We start from the raw sequence: 19,945 nt of genomic DNA, 5'->3' as shown, positions 1-19,945 counted from the left end.
AAAAGAACAAAATTTGTCTGATTTATTAGTACTTTTATTTAAGTAATCCTTGTATGTAACCGTACAGCCAGCGAATTCTTTTTTGTACTACATTTGCATAGCAGCTAAACAATCTGCATTTTAGCAGGATTATCTAGTACTTTTATCACCTTAAGTTAATTTAACCTCAACCTGATTTCAGATCGCTCATTAAATGGGACTACAACGACTACAAACATTAGACTACATCGTTTTTCTGGTTTATTTTTGTATTGTAGCCGGATACGGCTATTGGATTTATCACAGAAAAAAGTCAAAAGAGGCAAGCACCACAGACTTCTTTCTAGCAGAGGGCTCCCTTACCTGGTGGGCTATTGGTGCCTCGCTTATTGCTTCTAATATTTCCGCGGAACAATTTATAGGAATGTCGGGCTCAGGCTTTAAAATGGGTCTGGCTATTTCTACCTATGAATGGATGGCAGCTGCTACACTTATGATCGTGGCTATCTTTTTCATGCCCATTTATTTGAAGAACCGTATTTTTACCATGCCCCAATTCCTTACGCAGCGGTATAATGAAACGGTAAGTATGATTATGGCTATCTTCTGGCTGTTATTGTATGTAATTGTTAACCTTACCTCTATCCTTTACCTGGGGGCATTAGCTGTTTCTACAATATCCGGGCTCAACTTCTGGTTGTGTATGGTCTGCCTAGCCATTTTTGCCATCATTATTACCCTAGGTGGTATGAAAGTTATTGGCTATACTGATGTAATCCAGGTGTTTTTCCTGATTATGGGTGGCTTGGCCACAACTTATCTTGCCCTGAATCTTGTTTCCGAGCAATTCGGCGAGACAGGGGTGCTTACCGGCTTTAATTATATGATGCGTAAAGCACCGGAGCATTTCCATATGATTTTTAATGAGGAAAATCCCAATTATATGGATCTGCCGGGGTTAACCATTCTGATTGGCGGTATGTGGATTGTAAACTTGAACTATTGGGGATGTAATCAATACATTACCCAGCGTGCCCTGGGTGCAGATTTGCCCACTGCCCGTAATGGTATCTTGTTTGCCGCATTTCTGAAGTTACTGATGCCAATTATTGTGGTATTCCCAGGTATTGCGGCTATGGTGCTTCACCAGGAAGGTATGTTCCAGGCAGAAATGTTAACAGGAGGAGAACTGAACCCGGATAATGCCTACCCGGTACTGCTAAACTTACTGCCTGTCGGGTTAAAAGGATTGTCTTTTGCAGCATTAACCGCCGCCATTGTGGCATCCTTAGCCGGTAAAGCCAACAGTATTTCTACCATTTATACCCTGGATATTTACAAAAAATACATTAACCGGGATGCCAACGAACAGAAACAGGTAAATGTTGGTAGATATGCGGTACTGGTAGCAATGATTGTAGCTGTGGCTATATCCGATTCTTTGGGGATTGATAAAAAAGGAGGGTTCCAGTTTATTCAGGAGTATACAGGCTTTGTTTCACCAGGAATCTTTGCAGTGTTTTTGCTAGGATTTTTCTGGAAAAAGGCAAATTCCAAAGGAGCTTTAGCTGCTATTATCGGGGGATTTATATTATCCATTATATTAAAGTTTTTACCGACCTGGGGGGTAGATCTTTCCTTTTTAAGTGATGCAGGTTTCGCCGTGATAAACACAGAGTCAGGGCTCTATGAAATTCCATTCCTGGACCGGATGGGCTTTGTCTTTATTTTCTGCGTACTCATGATTATTTTACTGGCCGACCGCCAAAATAGTCCGAAGGGTTTGGAAATAGATGCTTCTATGTTCCGGCCACACCCAAGCTTTACCGTAGGAGCTATGATTGTTGTGGGGGTAATTGTCGCTTTATATACCGTCTTCTGGTAAAAACCTTTGCTCCATAGCCATACTAAGTGTACAAATAAAAAGCTTGTCAAGTCCATAAACCTGACAAGCTTTTTACTTACAAAACAAGTAAAAACTAAGATGTGAATATTATTAAAGAATAGGTTTAGCGTCATTCCACCATTCATCATTCGACCAATAGGTATCCCAACCCAACTGGCGGTACTTAGGGTTGATTACTACATCCCGTTCGCCAATCATAAAATTCTCCAGAATATTATTAGAGATCAAAAATATATCTTTGGCTACCAGCACCGGCTTTACTTTATTGGTTTCATAGCTGGTCCAGTTGCCATCCAGTAAAAATCCGGAGCCCCGGCTAAGGCCAGTTAGTTGAATGCCAGAATCCTCGTCAATTTCCTTATAAAAGGCAGTCCAGGTATCTATTTCATTGGCCTCATAAGATTCTTCAAAGTTACGGATACCCAAATCTATAAATACCTCGCCTGCAAATACACCTGAGCCTTTAAAAGAGGCATCTTCTTTTAATGTAAATTTACCTTTTGCCACGAAAATTTCTTTAAACCCCCAGTTCTCTAAATTTTCCCGGGTAAGGCTAGTATCCTGAACCTGACCGATAGACTCAATAGTAATCTGGCCACTAAAAGGCACAATGTTATCTTTGAAGCGGCTTTTGCCGGTAATTCGGTACAAATTAGGTTGCCTGGCATCTTTTTCTACAGACGCCAAATACATCTCTATCCGGTAGCGGTCTTCCCCATAAAATCCGTTAAATACACTGGCCGATGCATCTTCCGACTGGATAGCCCCCAGCCACACAGTAGACAGGTTATGTTTTTGCAAAAATTGCGTAGTATTCTCCTGCGATAGCTCAATGGTTTCCAGTTTCTGCACTGGCACAGGTGGGTACACCGCAAACTCATCTTCCGGGCTTAGCTCAGGTTCCTGATCTATAGCTTCAGCTGTTGCCGGTTGAGTAGCCATAGCTGCCGGCACGATCCCGGTGGTACTCTCCGGTTTATTGCCAGATGAACAGCTGCTTGCCAAAAAACTTCCGGTAACTAAAAGTACAAATACGTGTGTTTTCATTTGTTTATTGGTTAAATCTAAAGGCTGACTTAGTGATAAAAGAATTATACATGGGCACAGCCATTTTATAGGGAATGATGGGTTAGAAATTTAGCTGTATAGGTTGATTTTACTGCCGATAATAGCTGTTTTGCCACACCCAGGCGAATCATCACTTCAGCTATAAGTAAATTACCGGTCCAGGAAAGCCAGGTAACTGTGAGATACGTTTCAATAGGCTTCGTTCCCAGGAAATAGTACATTATATAACTTTCCAGGCGCAGGCTCATAGCAGCCAGGGTTATAGCAAAGCTGCGGATCATCCATTCTATATGAGAAAGCCATTGTTTGTGGAGTATTTCTTTCCAGGCAAGTAAGGTTGTAAACCACCAGACAATGCATTGCATCGTAAAACCTACTTTGGAAGGCAGGCCCCCATTGGCATAAAAAGCCAGAATTAAGCCTGAGGGAGCGGCAAGCAGTAGTATAGATAAAATATACAATTTGCCCAGATTCTGGTGTAAGCTTCTGTTCTTATGAAAAAGACCCGGTATAAATTGAAATACCCCAGCTGCCATTACCCACAAGCTACTGGTGATATGCAGATAAAAGCCAGTTAAAAACACCGGATTGTCCAGCACTTTATCCGTTTTGGTAGACAAGAAATAAGCTCCTCTTTCAAACGAGAAATAGGGTAGTATTTTGGTAAACATTAGTACGGAAAATGCCAGTATACTTCCGCCAAGCCCTATGAAGAGAATATTTCTTATTAAACGTGTTTTTCCCATGCCCAATCTTGTTGTTTAAATTCCGGTTACCTATGAATTGTCGTTTGCCAAAACTACCTTGCTAAATAGCAAATTGCTTTCCCTGTTAATTAGTCTTAAAAGGGCAGGTAACCCCGGCGGTGTACAGGAAAGTGTAAGTTTTACTAAAAGGTTATTTAGATAAAGCAAGAAGGGGCATATCTGTGCGGAATATTTTGCCTGTTCAGGATAGTTTTAAAAAAACGATAAGTAACTAATGAATAGTGGTTAACTAATTTTTTATCCATAAATCCTGGCTTCGGTCTTGGCTGGGTTTGTCCGGTGCTCCATATTCCAAGCCCTTTAGCTACAGAGCTAACCGTGCGTCATTAATTATGCATAAATTTGCACCAATTCTGATAGTTTGCCGTTATAAGAATCAGATTTATTGAACTGAGAATCATCTACCTAATTTATACTATCCGTGCAGAATACCGCAGCAAAAGATATTTTTGAAAAAACAACCTATTTTCTGAAAACCAGATGGCAGGCCTACCGGCGGTGGCGGAAAGCCAGGGGCCCGGAAACAATGGTTTCGCTGTTGTGGAAAGCATTTGGAATAAGTGTTGCCTTAGTGATCTTCTTTTTTGTCGGTGTAAATAAGAACCTGTTTAATTTATTCGGCGAAACGCCCAGCCTCGACAAATTGCAAAACCCCAGAATAGAGATGGCTTCCGAACTCTATACAGCCGATGGGAAATTAATAGGGAAATATTACCGGGAAAACCGTTCGCCAGTGCCATATAACAAAATTGCACCGGTAATGGTAAAAGCATTAATAGCCACGGAAGATATTCGTTTTTACGACCACTCAGGGATAGACCCCAAAGGTGTAGTAGCTGCTTTTGCTGATGCTCTGGCCGGAGATGGCAGAGGAGCCAGTACCATTACCCAGCAGTTAGCTAAAAATTTGTACAAAACCCGTGAAAAAGACTCAGAAGGATTATTGTACAAAGTGCCGGGTCTGCGGACACTGGTTATTAAAACCAAAGAATGGATTACAGCCATTAAACTAGAACGTACCTATTCCAAGGAAGAAATTCTGACACTGTATTTGAATACTGTGGATTACGGCAGTAATGCTTTTGGTATAAAAACCGCTGCCAGAACATTTTTCAATACCACACCCGATAGCTTGGCTATACAAGATGCTGCTGTACTTGTAGGCGGGTTAAAAGCTACCACCTATTACAGTCCTCTTCTGCATCCTGACAGAGCTTTAAAACGCCGCAATGTAGTATTATCGCAGATGGCTAAATATAATTTTATAAAGCCCTCTGAATACGATTCACTGAGCAAGCTGCCTATTAAGCTGGATTACACCGTAGAAAGTTATCAGGATGGAACCGTTGCCTATTATGGAAATACCATTACCAATTATCTGAATGAATGGTGCAAATCCAGAGGATACGATTTGTATACAGATGGCTTCCGAATATATACTACCATAGATTCCCGTTTTCAGCAACATGCAGAAGTAGCCCTGGAAGAGCGAATGCGGGCCTTGCAAAATTCCTTTGATCAGCACTGGCGGGGCAAAAATCCGTGGGTTGACGAAAACGACCGCGAAATTCCCGGATTTATTGAAATGGTTTCTAAGCGTACCAGCTATTATAGAATGTTGCAGGCCAGGTATAAAAACCACCCCGACTCGGTAGATATAGCCATGAACAAGCCTAAGAAGATGCGGATATTTACCTGGGCCGGAGAAAAAGATACTACCCTTAGCCCGATAGATTCTATCCGGCATTACAAAAAATTCCTGCATGCTGGCATGATGACGATGGACCCGTTTACCGGACATATAAAAGCCTGGGTAGGCGGCATTAATTTTAAGCATTTTCAGTACGACCATGTAAAACAGGGCCGTCGGCAGCCTGGGTCTACGTTTAAACCATTTGTATATGTAGCCGCCATCGACAATGGTTTTGCACCTTGCGACCGTATTACCGACTACCGGGTTACTATTAATTATGTAGAAAATGGGGAGAAAAAATCGTGGACACCACGGAATGCCGACTGGGTGTACAGTGGCCGGAACATGACTTTGCGGCATGCACTCGGCCGTTCTATCAATACTGTAACAGCTCAGCTCACCGAAAAAGTTGGCAAAGAAACCGTAGTAGAATATGCCCACAAATTAGGTATTACTAGCCCAATAGCGCCCGTCCCTTCCGTAGGTTTAGGTTCCAGCGACGTTTCGGTATATGAAATGGTAGGCGCTTACAGCACCTTTGTTAATGGAGGTACCTGGATGGAGCCTATTTTTATTGCCCGTATCGAAGACCGCTTCGGTAATATTGTGCATCAGTTTTCGCCCCGGCAAAACCGAGCAATCAGCCAGGAAACCGCATGGCTAATGATTCATATGCTGAAAGGGGGGATAGAAGAGCCAGGAGGCACGGCACAAAATTTATGGTCGTACGACATATGGGGCAAGGGCAATCAGTTTGCAACCAAAACAGGTACTACCTCTAATTTCTCCGATGGTTGGTTTATGGGCTTAACCAAAGACCTGGTTACTGGTGTATGGGTGGGGGGAGACGACCGCAGCATTCACTTCCGGACATCTGCCTTAGGCGAAGGATCTAAAACAGCTATGCCAGTGTATGGCAAGTTTATGGAGCGGATATATAAGGATGCAGACTTAAAAGTTACCAAAGGGCCTTTTCCTAAACCGCCTGTTAAAATTACCAAACGGTACTATTGCCCAACTATTTTACCTAAGGTAGAGGAAGCCGATACTTTGGCATCCGATGCTCCTGCCAATGAAATTATTAGTGTGGCAGACACTACCAACAGCCAATAAACAACAAAAGGCCGCTCGTAAATAGCGGCCTTTTCTATATAAGAAATTCCTAAAGCACTACATTTCTTTTTTAGTATCATTAAACTTTTCAGAGTAAATTTTTAGTGCTCCTTTAAATTCCTCCAGTTTTTTTTCAAGGTTATTCAACTCATTTTTCATCATTTTTATCTTATAGAAGCAGATTTCCTTCATCTGTATATTTTTCCGGGTAAGCTCATTGCTAAGCTCCAGGCCAACCAGGGTGTTTACATAAATATTGTTTTCTGAAAGAGAAGGGCAGATAGCATTCTTCAAATAATATTTCTGCTGCATACAAATAATATGCTGCTCCTTGGCAAGATAATCTACTAACTGCTGTGTATAAACATTACTCTGCATACGACGTAACCTGGATAAGATAAATGTGATATTTATTTTTGGGTTATATACTTTCCATTCGATAAATGTAAATAATATTCTTTTATTACATCCTATAGATAAAGGAAAAAAATATCTGTACAGAGCTGTCAATATCTTGTTAATCCTAGTACATTAGATGCGGTAAGTTGAGCCAAATATGGCTGATCCTACATTTATCAATAAGATTTATAGTAATCCGGAGAAATTTCTACCTTAGAAGTAATAGGCTAACCTGTTACAGTAATTTAGTAGATATCCTGAAAAGTAGCTATGGCTGAGTAATATCTACCTTTGTATGCGAATTTAAATTTATTGAAACATTATTTCTTAATAACGTACAAGTATGTAAGGTTTGACGAAACAGAGGTATGAAATCCGGAGCAGAGTTAACCATGTGTGCGTTGTGTGAGCGGCAAGTACAAAAGGTTACCTATCATCATCTGATACCAAAGCAAAAAGGAGGAAAGCATACAGAGACTGTTCCATTATGTCAGCCTTGCCATACTACATTGCATGTTACGTTCAGCAATACCGAACTGGCCAACAGGTATAATAGTATACCTGTATTGCAGCAAGCGGAACCATTACAAAAATATCTGGGCTGGATAAAAACCAAGCGCATTGAAAAAATAAGCCAGAAAAAAAAGAGAAGATAGCTTCCAGGAAAACCAGTTTATAGAATATTTTTTAATAAATTTTATTTTTTACCGATCGTTTCAGTAATTCGCAAAGTAATTGACGATCAGAAGACAGTATTTGGAAAGAACGGGAAAGATTGTGGGATGAATTATGGAAAACTAACAAACCTACCATAACCTAAAGCAAATTATGCAAGAATCTGAAGGAAGAAAAAGAGCCATTATTGAACATGTTACCCCTCAAATTAATTGTGGACAATTCCCGATCAAACGCGTTGTAGGAGAAAAAATAACAATACAAGCCGACGTATTCGGCGATGGACACGATGCAGTGCAGGTATCGTTGAAATACCGCCCCCTTTCAAGCCAGGAATGGCAGGAAATACCCATGAATTTTCTGGGAAACGACCATTGGGAAGCTTCTTTCAGTCTGGATGCACCAGGGAAATATGAATACACCGTAGCTGGCTGGATTGATCACTTTCTTACCTGGCAGAAAGGGCTGCAGAAAAAATTTGATGCCGGACAAGATCTCAGAGTGGAGTTTTTAATTGGAGCTCAGCTGATAGAGGAAGCGGCCGAACGCGCTCCCGAGCAGGAACGGGCTATGCTCTACGAGCGAGCTCATTTCTTAAGGCAACCTTCCAATATGTCTGCAGAAGTACAACAGGTATTGAGTCCGGAAGTATCCCGCTTGATGACTTTGTATGGAGACAAAAGTGAATCGGGTATCTACAAACGCACATTAGTGGTAGATGTAGAGCGGAAAAAAGCCCTTTTCAGTTCCTGGTATGAGTTATTTCCCAGATCTGCCTCACAGGAATGGGGTAAACACGGTACATTCAAAGATTGTGAAGCCCTGATTCCACATGTGGTACGAATGGGTTTCGATGTGCTCTATTTGCCACCCATTCATCCGATTGGCCGGGCTTTCCGGAAAGGGAAAAACAATAATGTTACCTCTCAGCCCGGAGAACCTGGGTCTCCCTGGGCTATTGGGGCTGCGGAAGGCGGCCACAAAGCTATTCATCCGGAACTAGGTACAGTAGAAGATTTTGTCAGCTTTGTAAATAAGGCCAGAGAATCGGGACTGGAGATAGCTTTGGACCTGGCCTTGCAATGTTCACAAGACCATCCCTACGTAAAAGAGCATCCAGACTGGTTTAAGTGGCGGCCCGATGGCACAGTACAATACGCCGAAAATCCACCTAAAAAATACCAGGATGTATTGCCCATCAACTTTGAAACAGAAGACTGGCAAAACCTGTGGTATGAACTTAAAAGCATTGTAGATTACTGGATAGACAAAGGCGTACATATTTTCCGGGTAGATAATCCGCATACCAAACCATTTAATTTCTGGGAGTGGCTGATACGTGAAGTCCGGAACGAACATCCTCAGATAATCTTTTTGTCAGAAGCATTTACCCGCCCCCGGGTAATGGAACGCCTGGCAAAAATCGGGTTTACGCAATCATATACGTATTATACCTGGCGTAACACCGCGTATGAGATAAAGCAGTATATGACTGAACTTACCAAAACCGACATGCGGGAATATTTCCGCCCAAACTTCTGGCCCAACACACCGGATATTTTGCCCTTTTCACTCCAGCAAGGCGGTGAACCGGCCTTCATTAGCCGGCTGGTAATGGCGGCTACACTATCCTCTAATTATGGCTTATATGGTCCGGTTTATGAATTTGGTATTAATGCACCTATGACTCCCGGCAAAGAAGAATACCTTGACTCAGAGAAATATGAGATAAAACTCTGGGACTGGAATGCCGAAACAAAAATTAAAGATGTTATGATCCGCATCAACCGGGTTAGGCGGGAAAATGTAGCTTTACAAACCACCTGGAACATCGAATTTGCAGATACAGATAACGAACGATTACTTGCATATGCGAAGATGGATGATGCCAGGACCAACCGTATGTTAATGGTTGTTAATCTGGACCCGTATCATTTGCAGGCTGGCTATGTAAAAGTGCCCCTATATTATTTTGGGATGAATCCGGGTTCCTCGTATGTAGTACACGATCTTATTACTGGAGCCCGCTATAACTGGCATCATGAGTGGAATTATATAGAGTTGCACCCTACCTTAATGCCGGTACACGTATTCCGGATTGAGTAAAGCAAAATGTATTTAGCTAACCGGTGCGTAAAAGATGAATAATTGATTAAAAAAACTTTTGTCTGTGGACTGCCATCTACAGATAGTGAATGATAAAAAATTAAATAAACCCTTAAAACAGCTGTAGCGCTATATGGCAAAAGAGAAAAGTGTTATCGACGATAACATACATTGGTATAAAGATGCAATTATTTATGAGCTGCATATAAAAGCTTTCAAAGATAGCAGCGGAGACGGTATAGGCGATTTTAAAGGCCTGCTGGAAAAACTGGATTATCTGGAAGATCTGGGCGTAACGGCCATATGGCTCTTACCTTTTTATCCCTCGCCTTTACGCGACGATGGCTATGATATTGCCGATTATTATAATATCAATCCCTCATACGGCGATATCAACGACCTGAAAGCCTTTATTAAAGAGGCGCACAGGCGTGGCTTGCGGGTAATTACCGAACTGGTAATCAATCATACATCCGATCAGCACCCCTGGTTTCAGCGGGCACGCCGGGCAAAGCCTGGTACCAATTTCCGCGACTTCTATGTATGGAGCGACGACCCCAACAAGTACAAAGATGTCCGCATTATTTTTACCGACACCGAACGTTCCAACTGGACCTGGGACCCAGTAGCCAATGCCTATTACTGGCACCGCTTTTTCTCGCATCAGCCGGACCTCAACTACGATAACCCCAATGTTCAGAAAGAGGTGTTCAAAATGCTGGATTACTGGCTGAATATGGGGGTAGATGGCTTCCGTCTGGATGCCGTGCCTTACCTGTTTGAAAGAGAGGGAACAAATGGTGAAAACTTACCCGAAACCCATGCCTTCCTGAAAAAACTACGGGCTCATGTAGATAAGCACTTTCCTGGTAAACTCTTACTGGCCGAAGCCAATATGTGGCCGGAAGATTCTGCTGCCTATTTTGGCGATGGAGACGAATGCCACATGAACTACCACTTCCCCATTATGCCGCGTATGTTTATGGCAGTGAAGATGGAAGACCGGTACCCTATTACTGATATTATAGACCAGACACCTGAAATTCCCGAAACCTGCCAGTGGGCTATCTTCCTGCGTAATCACGACGAACTTACGCTGGAGATGGTAACCGATGAGGAACGGGATTACATGTATAAGGTATATGCAAAAGATCCCCAGGCTCGTATCAATCTGGGTATCCGCCACCGGCTGGCACCTCTGCTGGATAACAGCCGGAAAAAGATTGAACTGATGAATACGTTGCTGTTCTCCCTGCCGGGTACACCAGTGGTATACTATGGCGATGAGATTGGCATGGGAGATAATTATTATCTGGGCGACCGGGATGGCGTACGTACACCTATGCAATGGAGCGTAGACCGCAACGCAGGTTTCTCATCAGCAAATCCACATCAGCTATACTTACCGGTAATTATTGACCCGGAGTATAAATATGAATCAGTAAACGTAGAAACCCAGCAGAAAAATTTATCGTCGCTGCTTTGGTGGATGAAGCGGGTAATTGCGATGCGCAAACGCTTCAAAGCCTTTAGCCGGGGAGATATTAAGTTCTTGTCGCCTGCCAATGCCAAGGTCCTTACCTTTACCCGGACGTATGAAAATGAGACTATATTAGTTATTGCCAACTTATCCAGATTTTCTCAAGCTGTTGAACTGGATCTGCCATCCTACAAAGGATTTATTCCCATAGAAGTATTCAGCCAGAACCGCTTTCCAGCTATTAAAGAGGAACCATACTTATTTACCTTAGGCTCCCATGCTTATTACTGGTTCTTGCTCCAAGACGAACGGGTGCAACTAGGTCAAGGCTTAGATACCGATACACCGCAACTCAACCTTACTACATGGGAGAGCATGGTGGAGTCTGCAAATATGCAGCGGTTGCAGCAAAAAGTATTGCCGGCGTATATAAAATCATGCCGCTGGTTTGGCGGAAAAGCCCGCACCGTACAAAGCATGAAAGTGCTGGAGAATATCGCCATTCCTTTCAATAAAGAAACAGCATCCATGCTGATTGTGGAAGTAAGCTATAACGAAGGCTTACCAGAGATGTATATGCTGCCCATTGCCTTCGCCACAGGCGACCTTGAGAAAAAGTTGAGAGATGGTTGTCCGAAAAGTGTAATTGCTACTATATCCGTCAAAGGAGAAAAAGGCGTATTGTACGATGCAGTGTATAACGAAGAGTTCCAGGGAGCATTGTTTACCATGATGGCAAAAAAACGCCGGTTGAAAGACAGAGGAGATGCCGAACTGGTGTTCTATGCAGCCAAAGAAACCGAATCGCTGTTGAAACAAAAAGGCGCTAAAGTAACTTCCAGGTTGTTAAGTGCTGAACAGAGTAACACCTCCATCACCTTTGAGAATACCTTCTTCCTGAAATTATACCGCAAACTGGACCGGGTACTAAATCCGGATGTAGAAATTTCTCAGTACCTCACAGATAAAGCTACCTATAGCCAGACACCTAGGTTTATTGGAGCTATTGAGCATCAATTGCCCCGCCAGGCGCCTATCAGCATTGGTATGATGCAGGAAATGGTACCCAACCAGGGAGATGCCTGGGAATATTTCAGTGATTCGTTGCAGCGCTATTTTGAACGCGTACTCAGTGATGGCCATTTTAAAGATATTATCGCACCTGTAGGTAATTTATCGGAGCCGGTAAGTTTTGAGGATACGCCGCCCTTGTTGCAGAACCTGATCGGAGGGGCCTATGTAGAACGGGTACATTTGCTTGGCCGCCGCACCGCTGAATTGCATCTGGCACTGGCCGCCCACCCGGATGAGAAAAACTTTGAGCCGGAAGCTTTCTCGCTGCATTATCAGCGGTCTTTATATTCCTCCTTACAGTCACTGGTGAGAGGCTCCTACCAGAGCATGGAGAAAAATATGAAGAATTTGCCGGCTAATGTAAAAGCGGAAGCCGAAGAAGTACTAAGCATGCGCAATGATATTTTAAAGAACATGCAACGTATTTTCGCCCATAAAATAGATACCGATAAAATCCGTACACACGGAGATTATCACTTAGGCCAGGTACTATTTACAGGGAAAGATTTTGTTATTATAGATTTTGAAGGCGAACCGGCCAGGTCTTTCAGTGAACGCCGCTTAAAACGTTCGCCCCTGCGGGATGTAGCCGGCATGATCCGGTCGTTTCATTATGCGGCCTATAATGCGTTGCTCAAGCACCCATCGGTAAGAGAAGAAGATACACCGTATCTGGTACAGTGGGCCGAACAATGGTATCACTATATCAGTGGGTATTACCTGAAATCCTATCTGGAGTATACCAGCGGGCAGAACTTTATTCCTAAGAAAAAAGAGGATTTTGATATGCTGCTACAGGTATTCCTGCTAGAGAAAGCCGTATATGAATTAGGATATGAGCTAAACAACCGGCCAGACTGGGTGCTTATTCCGATTAAAGGAATAAAATCTATTATGAGTAAATATTTAATGAGCCAGGAAAAAAATAAAAAGTAAATAGACAGATTATGATTGCAGCCGAAAATGAAAATACAAAACAGCCAAATCCAATTACTTCTGTAGCAGGCGTAAGCCGGTTTACTGAATTTGATATATACCTTTTCCGGGAAGGAAAACATTATCATCTATACAATAAACTGGGTTCGCATATTATGGAGTATGAAGGGACCATGGGCACTTATTTTGCCGTATGGGCACCCAATGCCGAGAAGGTATCCGTAATTGGGGATTTTAATGGATGGAACCGGGGTTCTCATCCAATGTACCCCAGATACGACAGTTCTGGAATTTGGGAGGCTTTTGTTCCGGGTGTGGGGCAGGGGGCTATCTATAAATATTTTATTCTGTCGCGGGAACATGGCTTCAGTGTAGAAAAGGGCGACCCCTATGCTATGCATTGGGAAACGCCTCCGCAAACTGCTTCCATCGTATGGGACATGACCTATAAATGGACGGACAAACACTGGATGGAAAGACGCCTGAAATTAAAAGGGCAGCCACAACCCTATTCGGTCTATGAAATGCACCTGGGCTCCTGGAAGCGGGTACCAGAAGATAATAACCGCTCCATGAGTTACCGCGAACTGGCGGATGTACTGCCTGCCTATATAAAAGATCTGGGCTTTACACATATAGAATTTATGCCTGTTATGGAGCATCCTTTCTATGGCTCCTGGGGGTATCAAATTACGGGTTACTTTGCACCTAGCAGCCGTTTTGGTACGCCACAAGATTTTATGTACCTTATTAATGCCTTGCATGAGGAAGGCATAGGCGTAATACTCGACTGGGTTCCTTCGCATTTTCCATCAGATGAACATGGCCTGGCTTATTTTGACGGCACACACCTGTATGAGCATGCAGATATGCGCAAAGGCTACCATCCCGACTGGAAAAGCTATATTTTCAACTATGGCCGCAACGAAGTACGTTCTTTCTTAATCAGCAATGCTTTGTATTGGCTGGATGTATATCATGCCGATGGCTTGCGGGTAGATGCGGTGGCTTCTATGCTATACCTGGATTATTCCCGTAAAGAAGGCGAATGGATACCCAATGAATTTGGCGGACGGGAAAACCTGGAAGCAATCAGTTTCTTAAAGGAATTTAACGTTTCTGTGTATAGCAACTTCCCAGATGTGCAAACTATTGCGGAAGAGTCTACCGCCTGGCCTATGGTTTCGCGGCCAACCTACATTGGTGGCTTAGGCTTTGGCATGAAATGGATGATGGGTTGGATGCACGATACCCTGGATTATTTCTCTAAGGAGTCTGTCTACCGCAAGTATCACCAGAACCAAATCACCTTCAGTATCTATTATGCGTTTACCGAAAACTTTATGCTACCTCTGTCGCATGACGAAGTAGTTTACGGGAAGAAGCCTATTGTTTACAAAATGCCCGGGGATCACTGGCAGCAGTTTGCCAATCTGCGGGTGTTATATGCCTATATGTTTGCTCACCCAGGCACCAAATTGTTGTTTATGGGCGGAGAATTCGGGCAGACAAGTGAGTGGAACCACGAACGGAGCTTAGACTGGCACTTACTGGATTATAAACCTCACCAGGGAATAATGGCGTTGCTGCGCACCTTAAATACTCTTTACAAAGAAGAGGCCGCTTTGTACGAATACAGTTTTGAGGAAAGTGGGTTTGAGTGGATAGATATCAACGATTCAGAGAATAGTGTAATCAGCTGGATGCGAAAAGGCAAATCCGATAAAGATACCATTATAGCCATTGCAAACTTTACCCCGGTACCCAGAGAAAATTACCGGATTGGTGTACCTAAAAAAGGTACTTATACTTTGCTGCTTAATACAGATGATGAAGTATATGGCGGAAGCGGTATTGGAAATTCGTCAACACTTGAATCGGTGGCTTTACCTATACACGGGAAAGATAATGCAATAGCCGTTACCTTGCCTCCATTGGCTGTACTCTATTTCAAGTATACCAAAACAGGAAATAATAAATAAAGAACCCATGCCTTGGGTACCTACACAAATAAACAAACCGATTAGATAATTGAATCTAATCGGTTTGTTTTTATCAGGCATGTAGTATACCTGGAACTGGCTTAGCCTTATACAGCAGGCTCTTGCTGGCTCAGGCAGTGAAAACTTCCCAAGCCCCAGATGATATCGGTAGAATCCAGGCCCACTACTTTTCTGCCGGGAAAACAGCTGGTTAGAATATCCAACGCTAACTGATCATTTTTGTCGTCCCGGTAAGTAGGCACTACTACGGCTGCATTTCCAATGTAAAAATTTGCATAGGATGCCGGCAATAGTTGGTCTTCGTGAATAACCTGCGAAGGCATAGGTAATTCTATAATATTCAGTTGTTTTCCATTAAGCAGGCGCATCTTCTTTAATTCTTTTAGGTTGTCCTGCAGAATTTCATAGTTTTCATCCGCCTTATTCTGTTCGATTACGGTTACCACCGTATCTGCATTGACAAACCGGGTAATGTCGTCTATGTGTCCATCTGTATCGTCGCCGATAATGCCTTCGCCTAGCCAGAGGATTTGTTCCACCCCATAGTAGTTCCGCAGATACCCTTCAATCTGCTCCTGATTCAGGTGCGGATTGCGGTTAGGATTCAGTAAACAAGCTGTAGTGGTTAGTACCGTACCTTGCCCATTGAATTCCACGGAGCCGCCTTCCATGACGATACCAGGATGAACTACCGGAATATTGTAATGCTTGGCAATTAAGGTCGGAATTATATCATCCAGGTCATAGGGTGGGTATTTATTGCCCCAGGCATTATAGCCCCAGTCTACTACTACCTTTTTACTATCAGCTTTCGGATTGATCAGAAAAGCCGGGCCATGATCCCTGCACCAGGCATCATTAGTTGGATGCCTGAAGAAAGACACCTTCTTCAAATCTACGCCAGCTTGCTGTAAATGATTAATGGCAAAGGCCTGCATCTTTTCATCGCTGATGTTAATGCATACATGTTCGCCGGCGGTAAGTTCTTTAATAAACTGGCTATAGATAGAAAAAATGGTTTCTAGTTTACCAGGCCAGGAAGCTTCTTTGTGTGGCCAGCTGAGCCAGGTAGCCGTATGTTTTGCCCACTCAGCAGGAAAGTAATAGCCTAAATCCGCAGGAAATTGTCCGGAAAGTTTGTTAGTCATGGCAGCAAAATAAACCTGTTAAGTTATAAAAACCTAACAGGTTACAATGGATATAAATGGTGATAATATAGTTGAGTGACAAGATTATATAGGCATAGCAACAAGTTGGAGTATCCCTCTGTGCCATGCACTATACCCGGTTATTCCTGGTCTATAAAACGCTTAGTGATCTGCTGGTAAGAGTCTACACGGCGGTCACGCATAAAAGGCCAGTGTGTCCGGTAGGAATCTGTTTTATTTAAATCCAGCTCCTGCACATGTATTTCTTCCTTATCATGGGAACCCTGGTATAATACTCTTCCAAAAGGATTGGCAACAAAAGAGCCTCCCCAGAACTTCATCGGGCCTTCATCGCCTACACGGTTCACCGATACCACATGCAAACCGTTCGCTACGGCATGTGAACGTTGGATCGTCTGCCAGGCATTATACTGCTCAGTATTCGTATCTACTTCCTGACTGGATGCCCAGCCAATAGCCGTAGGGTAGAACAGAATTTCTGCATCCATGAGAGCAGTAATTCTGGAAGCCTCCGGATACCACTGATCCCAGCAGATAAGCACCCCTATGCGGGCATATTTGGTATGGAATACTTTGTAGCCTAAGTCGCCGGGAGTAAAGTAAAACTTCTCGTAATAACCAGGGTCATCGGGAATGTGCATTTTGCGGTATTTGCCCAGGTACTTTCCACCTGCATCCAGCACTGCCGTAGTATTATGGTAAATGCCTTGTGCCCGTTTTTCAAACAAAGAGGCAATAATTACTACATTCAACTCAGCAGCTATTTTAGACAAAGCATCGGTAGAAGGGCCGGGAATAGGTTCTGCCAGTTTGAAGTTTTCATAGTCTTCTACATCACAGAAATACAAAGAGGTAAATAGCTCCTGTAAGCAAACAATTTGGGCACCTTTAGCTGCCGCTTCCCTTATTTTTACAATAGCTTTTTCTAAATTCTCTTTTGGTTCTTTGGTGCAGGACATTTGTATCAGCCCTACTTTTACCAGTTTCGGTTGTGTGTTCAATGTACGGAAACAAATGGGTTTAATGAGTTCAAAATTAACAGAATAAATGCACGTTTATTCTACATTTATCTACACAGTATATAGTGATATGCGGCGGGTATAGTTCCGTTAGTAATCAATTTTTTGCAATTATTCTCTCTCCAAGCGATTAGCCACAACCCGCAACGTAAGCCCCCTTGGATTGCCAGGTGGAGGCGTGCTATACCCAGTGGCTATTATGGTATAGGTTCGTTCTGAGGCAAGCGTATCAATAGAAAGAGTGGCTGCAACTTCAGTACCTCTCAACAGACTCAAACTAAATCCTCGTGCTGATGCATCAACCGTGGAAAAAGGTGTATAGTTTGGAGAAGTACGTGCAGGCAATATTACTGTATCATTCGTAGGGCCAATTACTCGCAAACGTAAGTCTAATCCTTCAGACAGTGGCGTTAAGTTGGCGAAACGAATTTTAGCTCTTCCTACTTCTGGCGCAGGCAAGGTATCTATGCGGATAATTATTGAATCAGGACGGTTAATTGATAGATCTGGATTTTCTATTCCTTTCAGTATATATAATGAGTAATTTCTATTTTCTGCCAACCTTAAATATCCACTTCTTAGAGTTCTATCTCCGATGTTCACTTGCAAAGTGCTCTGACCAGCTCGTAGTGGCTGATAAGGCGTAGCCGCGCCAAAATCCAGAATAGATTCTGCATCAGTATTTACCCGGATGTTGAGGCTGGCTGCATCCGGAAAGGCATTCACTATTAATAACTGGCTAATCACTGGCTCTTCTTCCCATTTGCTGCAGCCAGCAAAGAGCACAAAGGCTAGAAAAAGCAAGAATACAGGAGGTTTGAGAGTCATTACGAAAGTAGCTATGGCTGCAAAGTTATAGAAACTATTCAAACGTATAGTCATTTTAAAGATGCGAATTAAACTGTATATTCCGCTATAACCTTCATTTTGTGCCCTACGTATACATGGTGAGTTCCAAAAATTATTGAAGGCTAGCTAATTAATACTTTCATTCCCCAGTATCATAGCATTGGTTCATCAATGAACGGTGTATAGGCTAGCTTGTAATTATATGTAATTTTCAGGTATTTCAACTGTTCTTCTACCAAGCGTAGCAGTGGGCTTTTGTGTGCGTAGTTGAAGGGAATAGTTATTTATATGCTGCTTATTTTACTAAATCAGGCAGCTTTTTGTGATGTATAAAGATAATCGTATGTTGAACTATAATATAATTAAGGCGTACCAAAGTATTATTTTATCGTACAGGCAATTGCAAATGTCTATTGCCGAACTTATTGAGGCTTCCGGAGCACGGCACCGCGAAATATGGACCAGGCTTGGTTTCACCAAAGATACCTTTTACAGAAGGCTTCGTGTGCACGACTGGAAAATCCAGGAGTTGCAAGTGATTATTCCGTTTCTTACCAGAAAAGTAAAACACAAAGACCCTGAGCTATACCAAAAGCTAGGCGGCGATGTGATTACCCAAACCGCTGTGCAAGAAATGGAGAGCAAAGATACTGTCCGGAGAAGTAATGTATAAAGAGGGCACTAGCTGTTTACTGGTGCACTGAACTTGCAGATCCATTCGTATAAGTACTCTACATCAGCTTTTTTGCAGAGTTCTGTCCCAGAGTTCATGGTGGCTGCCGTACCACAGGCTACTCCATACCGGATCATTTCCCGCAAACTTCTTTCCAAGCCCAGGCTTAATACCATACCAGCTACCATACTATCGCCAGCTCCTACCGTGCTCCGTTTACGTACCGTGGGCGCTGGTACATGGTCAATCAGATCTTTGGTTATCAGCATAGCGCCTCCGGGGCCTAATGAAACAGCTACTACTTCGCAATTACCTTTGTCTATAATCTGACGGGCATATTTGTGTACGCCTTCCGTTTCGATTGTTTCTACACCGGCCAGTTTGCTAAGCTCACCCAGGTTCGGTTTAAGTAGGTATACTCCCTCATTAGCCGCCAGTTTCAAGGGTTCGCCTGACGTATCCAGAACAAACCGGGCGCCCACTTCTTTTGCTACCCGGGCAATGCGGGCAAAAAAGTCGGAAGATAAGCCGGGAGGCAAACTGCCACTGGCTACTATGTACGCTGGTTTGGGCGTAATGGTACGCAAAGCATCCAGACAAGCGGTTGCTTCAGCTTCTGTTAGTTCGTGTCCTGGCATACCAAAGCGGTATTGGCTATTGGTGGAACTATCTACCACAATAAAGTTTTCGCGGGTCCATTGAGTTACAGGAATGGCCTGGTATTTTACTCCTTCTTTTTTCAGAATATCTTGTAGCAGCATTCCCGGAGGGCCTCCGGCAGGAAATATAGCCAGGGAATCCCCTTCCAGTTTTTTTATAGCCCTGGAAACATTAATACCCCCACCGCCGGCTTCAAATATAGGTTTGGCACACCTGATCTTATGTTCGGGTACAATATGATCCGCTGAGGTGCTTTTATCTATGGCCGGATTCAGGGTAATGGTGACAATGGATTTCATGGGCAGGTTTCATTTAGTAAAAGCACAAGTTGTGCATAGAATATGAAAAGCTCAACTATCTGCGCTGAAAATTTCTG

The 19,945-nt window shown here is 43.1% G+C and carries 14 protein-coding genes; 7 read left to right on the top strand and 7 right to left on the bottom strand.

Translation table 11 applies throughout. The features are described 5' to 3' along the window. Positions 1-193 precede the first annotated feature (193 nt). Positions 194-1,864, top strand: coding sequence for a sodium/sugar symporter (locus Q0590_RS05130; protein WP_302036421.1), 1,671 nt, complete (start codon positions 194-196; stop codon positions 1,862-1,864). 111 nt (positions 1,865-1,975) lie between these two features. Here the strand turns inward: Q0590_RS05130 and Q0590_RS05125 are convergent, their stop codons facing one another. Together Q0590_RS05125 and Q0590_RS05120 are read right to left on the bottom strand one after the other, a co-directional pair. Continuing rightward, the gene (locus Q0590_RS05125; protein WP_302036420.1) at positions 1,976-2,932 is read right to left on the bottom strand and encodes a hypothetical protein; all 957 of its coding nucleotides are present in this window, start codon (positions 2,930-2,932) and stop codon (positions 1,976-1,978) included. 65 nt (positions 2,933-2,997) lie between these two features. Next, entirely contained in the window at positions 2,998-3,699 is a 702-nt protein-coding gene (locus tag Q0590_RS05120; protein WP_302036419.1) for a DUF2306 domain-containing protein, read from the bottom strand. A 442-nt stretch (positions 3,700-4,141) separates the two neighbouring features. Here Q0590_RS05120 and Q0590_RS05115 point away from each other — a divergent pair, with 442 nt between their 5' ends. Continuing rightward, positions 4,142-6,526, top strand: a complete 2,385-nt coding sequence (locus Q0590_RS05115; protein ID WP_302036418.1) for a penicillin-binding protein 1A — start codon at positions 4,142-4,144, stop codon at positions 6,524-6,526. A gap of 57 nt (positions 6,527-6,583) precedes the next feature. Here the strand turns inward: Q0590_RS05115 and Q0590_RS05110 are convergent, their stop codons facing one another. After that, entirely contained in the window at positions 6,584-6,904 is a 321-nt protein-coding gene (locus Q0590_RS05110) for a hypothetical protein (RefSeq protein ID WP_302036417.1), read from the bottom strand. 389 nt (positions 6,905-7,293) lie between these two features. Between Q0590_RS05110 and Q0590_RS05105 the strand changes: the two genes are divergently transcribed. The 4 genes from Q0590_RS05105 (at position 7,294) to glgB (ending at position 15,178) form a co-directional block, all read left to right on the top strand. Continuing rightward, positions 7,294-7,581: an HNH endonuclease gene (locus tag Q0590_RS05105; protein ID WP_302036416.1), complete on the top strand. Its 288-nt coding sequence runs from the start codon at positions 7,294-7,296 to the stop codon at positions 7,579-7,581. 172 nt (positions 7,582-7,753) lie between these two features. Beyond that, a complete protein-coding gene (locus Q0590_RS05100; protein WP_302036415.1) occupies positions 7,754-9,706 on the top strand; it encodes an alpha-1,4-glucan--maltose-1-phosphate maltosyltransferase in 1,953 nt (650 codons plus the stop codon). A gap of 133 nt (positions 9,707-9,839) precedes the next feature. Continuing rightward, positions 9,840-13,196, top strand: a complete 3,357-nt coding sequence (treS, locus tag Q0590_RS05095; protein WP_302036414.1) for a maltose alpha-D-glucosyltransferase — start codon at positions 9,840-9,842, stop codon at positions 13,194-13,196. Positions 13,197-13,207: 11 nt separating this feature from the next. Continuing rightward, a complete protein-coding gene (gene glgB, locus Q0590_RS05090) occupies positions 13,208-15,178 on the top strand; it encodes a 1,4-alpha-glucan branching protein GlgB (protein WP_302036413.1) in 1,971 nt (656 codons plus the stop codon). A gap of 107 nt (positions 15,179-15,285) precedes the next feature. Here the strand turns inward: glgB and Q0590_RS05085 are convergent, their stop codons facing one another. The 3 genes from Q0590_RS05085 to Q0590_RS05075 form a co-directional block, all read right to left on the bottom strand. After that, positions 15,286-16,347 (bottom strand): agmatine deiminase family protein, encoded by a 1,062-nt coding sequence (locus Q0590_RS05085; protein WP_302036412.1) that lies wholly within the window; start codon positions 16,345-16,347, stop codon positions 15,286-15,288. A 140-nt stretch (positions 16,348-16,487) separates the two neighbouring features. Then, complete coding sequence (locus tag Q0590_RS05080) at positions 16,488-17,369, bottom strand: carbon-nitrogen hydrolase (protein ID WP_302036411.1); 882 nt, start codon at positions 17,367-17,369, stop codon at positions 16,488-16,490. A 129-nt stretch (positions 17,370-17,498) separates the two neighbouring features. Further along, entirely contained in the window at positions 17,499-18,215 is a 717-nt protein-coding gene (locus Q0590_RS05075) for a DUF4397 domain-containing protein (protein ID WP_302036410.1), read from the bottom strand. Between the two features lie 364 nt (positions 18,216-18,579). Here Q0590_RS05075 and Q0590_RS05070 point away from each other — a divergent pair, with 364 nt between their 5' ends. Then, a complete protein-coding gene (locus tag Q0590_RS05070) occupies positions 18,580-18,909 on the top strand; it encodes a hypothetical protein (RefSeq protein ID WP_302036409.1) in 330 nt (109 codons plus the stop codon). Positions 18,910-18,917: 8 nt separating this feature from the next. On the opposite strand, the gene Q0590_RS05065 is transcribed toward Q0590_RS05070, so the two are convergent. Further along, complete coding sequence (locus tag Q0590_RS05065) at positions 18,918-19,868, bottom strand: 1-phosphofructokinase family hexose kinase (RefSeq protein WP_302036408.1); 951 nt, start codon at positions 19,866-19,868, stop codon at positions 18,918-18,920. Positions 19,869-19,945 lie beyond the last annotated feature (77 nt).

This window comes from Rhodocytophaga aerolata (assembly GCF_030503435.1).
Taxonomy (GTDB): Bacteria; Bacteroidota; Bacteroidia; order Cytophagales; family 172606-1; genus Rhodocytophaga; species Rhodocytophaga aerolata.
The sequence above is the reverse complement of the archived record's forward strand: the minus strand, read 5'-3'. Positions and strand labels throughout refer to the sequence as shown.

Excerpts from the sequence above, each read along its gene's own strand:
- Q0590_RS05070 (WP_302036409.1), top strand. The coding sequence starts at position 18,580 with ATGTTGAACTATAATATAATTAAGGCGTACCAAAGTATTATTTTATCG.
- Q0590_RS05075 (WP_302036410.1), bottom strand. The coding sequence starts at position 18,215 with ATGACTCTCAAACCTCCTGTATTCTTGCTTTTTCTAGCCTTTGTGCTC.
- Q0590_RS05110 (WP_302036417.1), bottom strand. The coding sequence starts at position 6,904 with ATGCAGAGTAATGTTTATACACAGCAGTTAGTAGATTATCTTGCCAAG.
- Q0590_RS05130 (WP_302036421.1), top strand. The coding sequence starts at position 194 with ATGGGACTACAACGACTACAAACATTAGACTACATCGTTTTTCTGGTT.
- Q0590_RS05120 (WP_302036419.1), bottom strand. The coding sequence starts at position 3,699 with ATGGGAAAAACACGTTTAATAAGAAATATTCTCTTCATAGGGCTTGGC.
- Q0590_RS05085 (WP_302036412.1), bottom strand. The coding sequence starts at position 16,347 with ATGACTAACAAACTTTCCGGACAATTTCCTGCGGATTTAGGCTATTAC.
- treS (WP_302036414.1), top strand. The coding sequence starts at position 9,840 with ATGGCAAAAGAGAAAAGTGTTATCGACGATAACATACATTGGTATAAA.
- Q0590_RS05125 (WP_302036420.1), bottom strand. The coding sequence starts at position 2,932 with ATGAAAACACACGTATTTGTACTTTTAGTTACCGGAAGTTTTTTGGCA.
- Q0590_RS05065 (WP_302036408.1), bottom strand. The coding sequence starts at position 19,868 with ATGAAATCCATTGTCACCATTACCCTGAATCCGGCCATAGATAAAAGC.
- Q0590_RS05105 (WP_302036416.1), top strand. The coding sequence starts at position 7,294 with ATGAAATCCGGAGCAGAGTTAACCATGTGTGCGTTGTGTGAGCGGCAA.
- Q0590_RS05100 (WP_302036415.1), top strand. The coding sequence starts at position 7,754 with ATGCAAGAATCTGAAGGAAGAAAAAGAGCCATTATTGAACATGTTACC.
- glgB (WP_302036413.1), top strand. The coding sequence starts at position 13,208 with ATGATTGCAGCCGAAAATGAAAATACAAAACAGCCAAATCCAATTACT.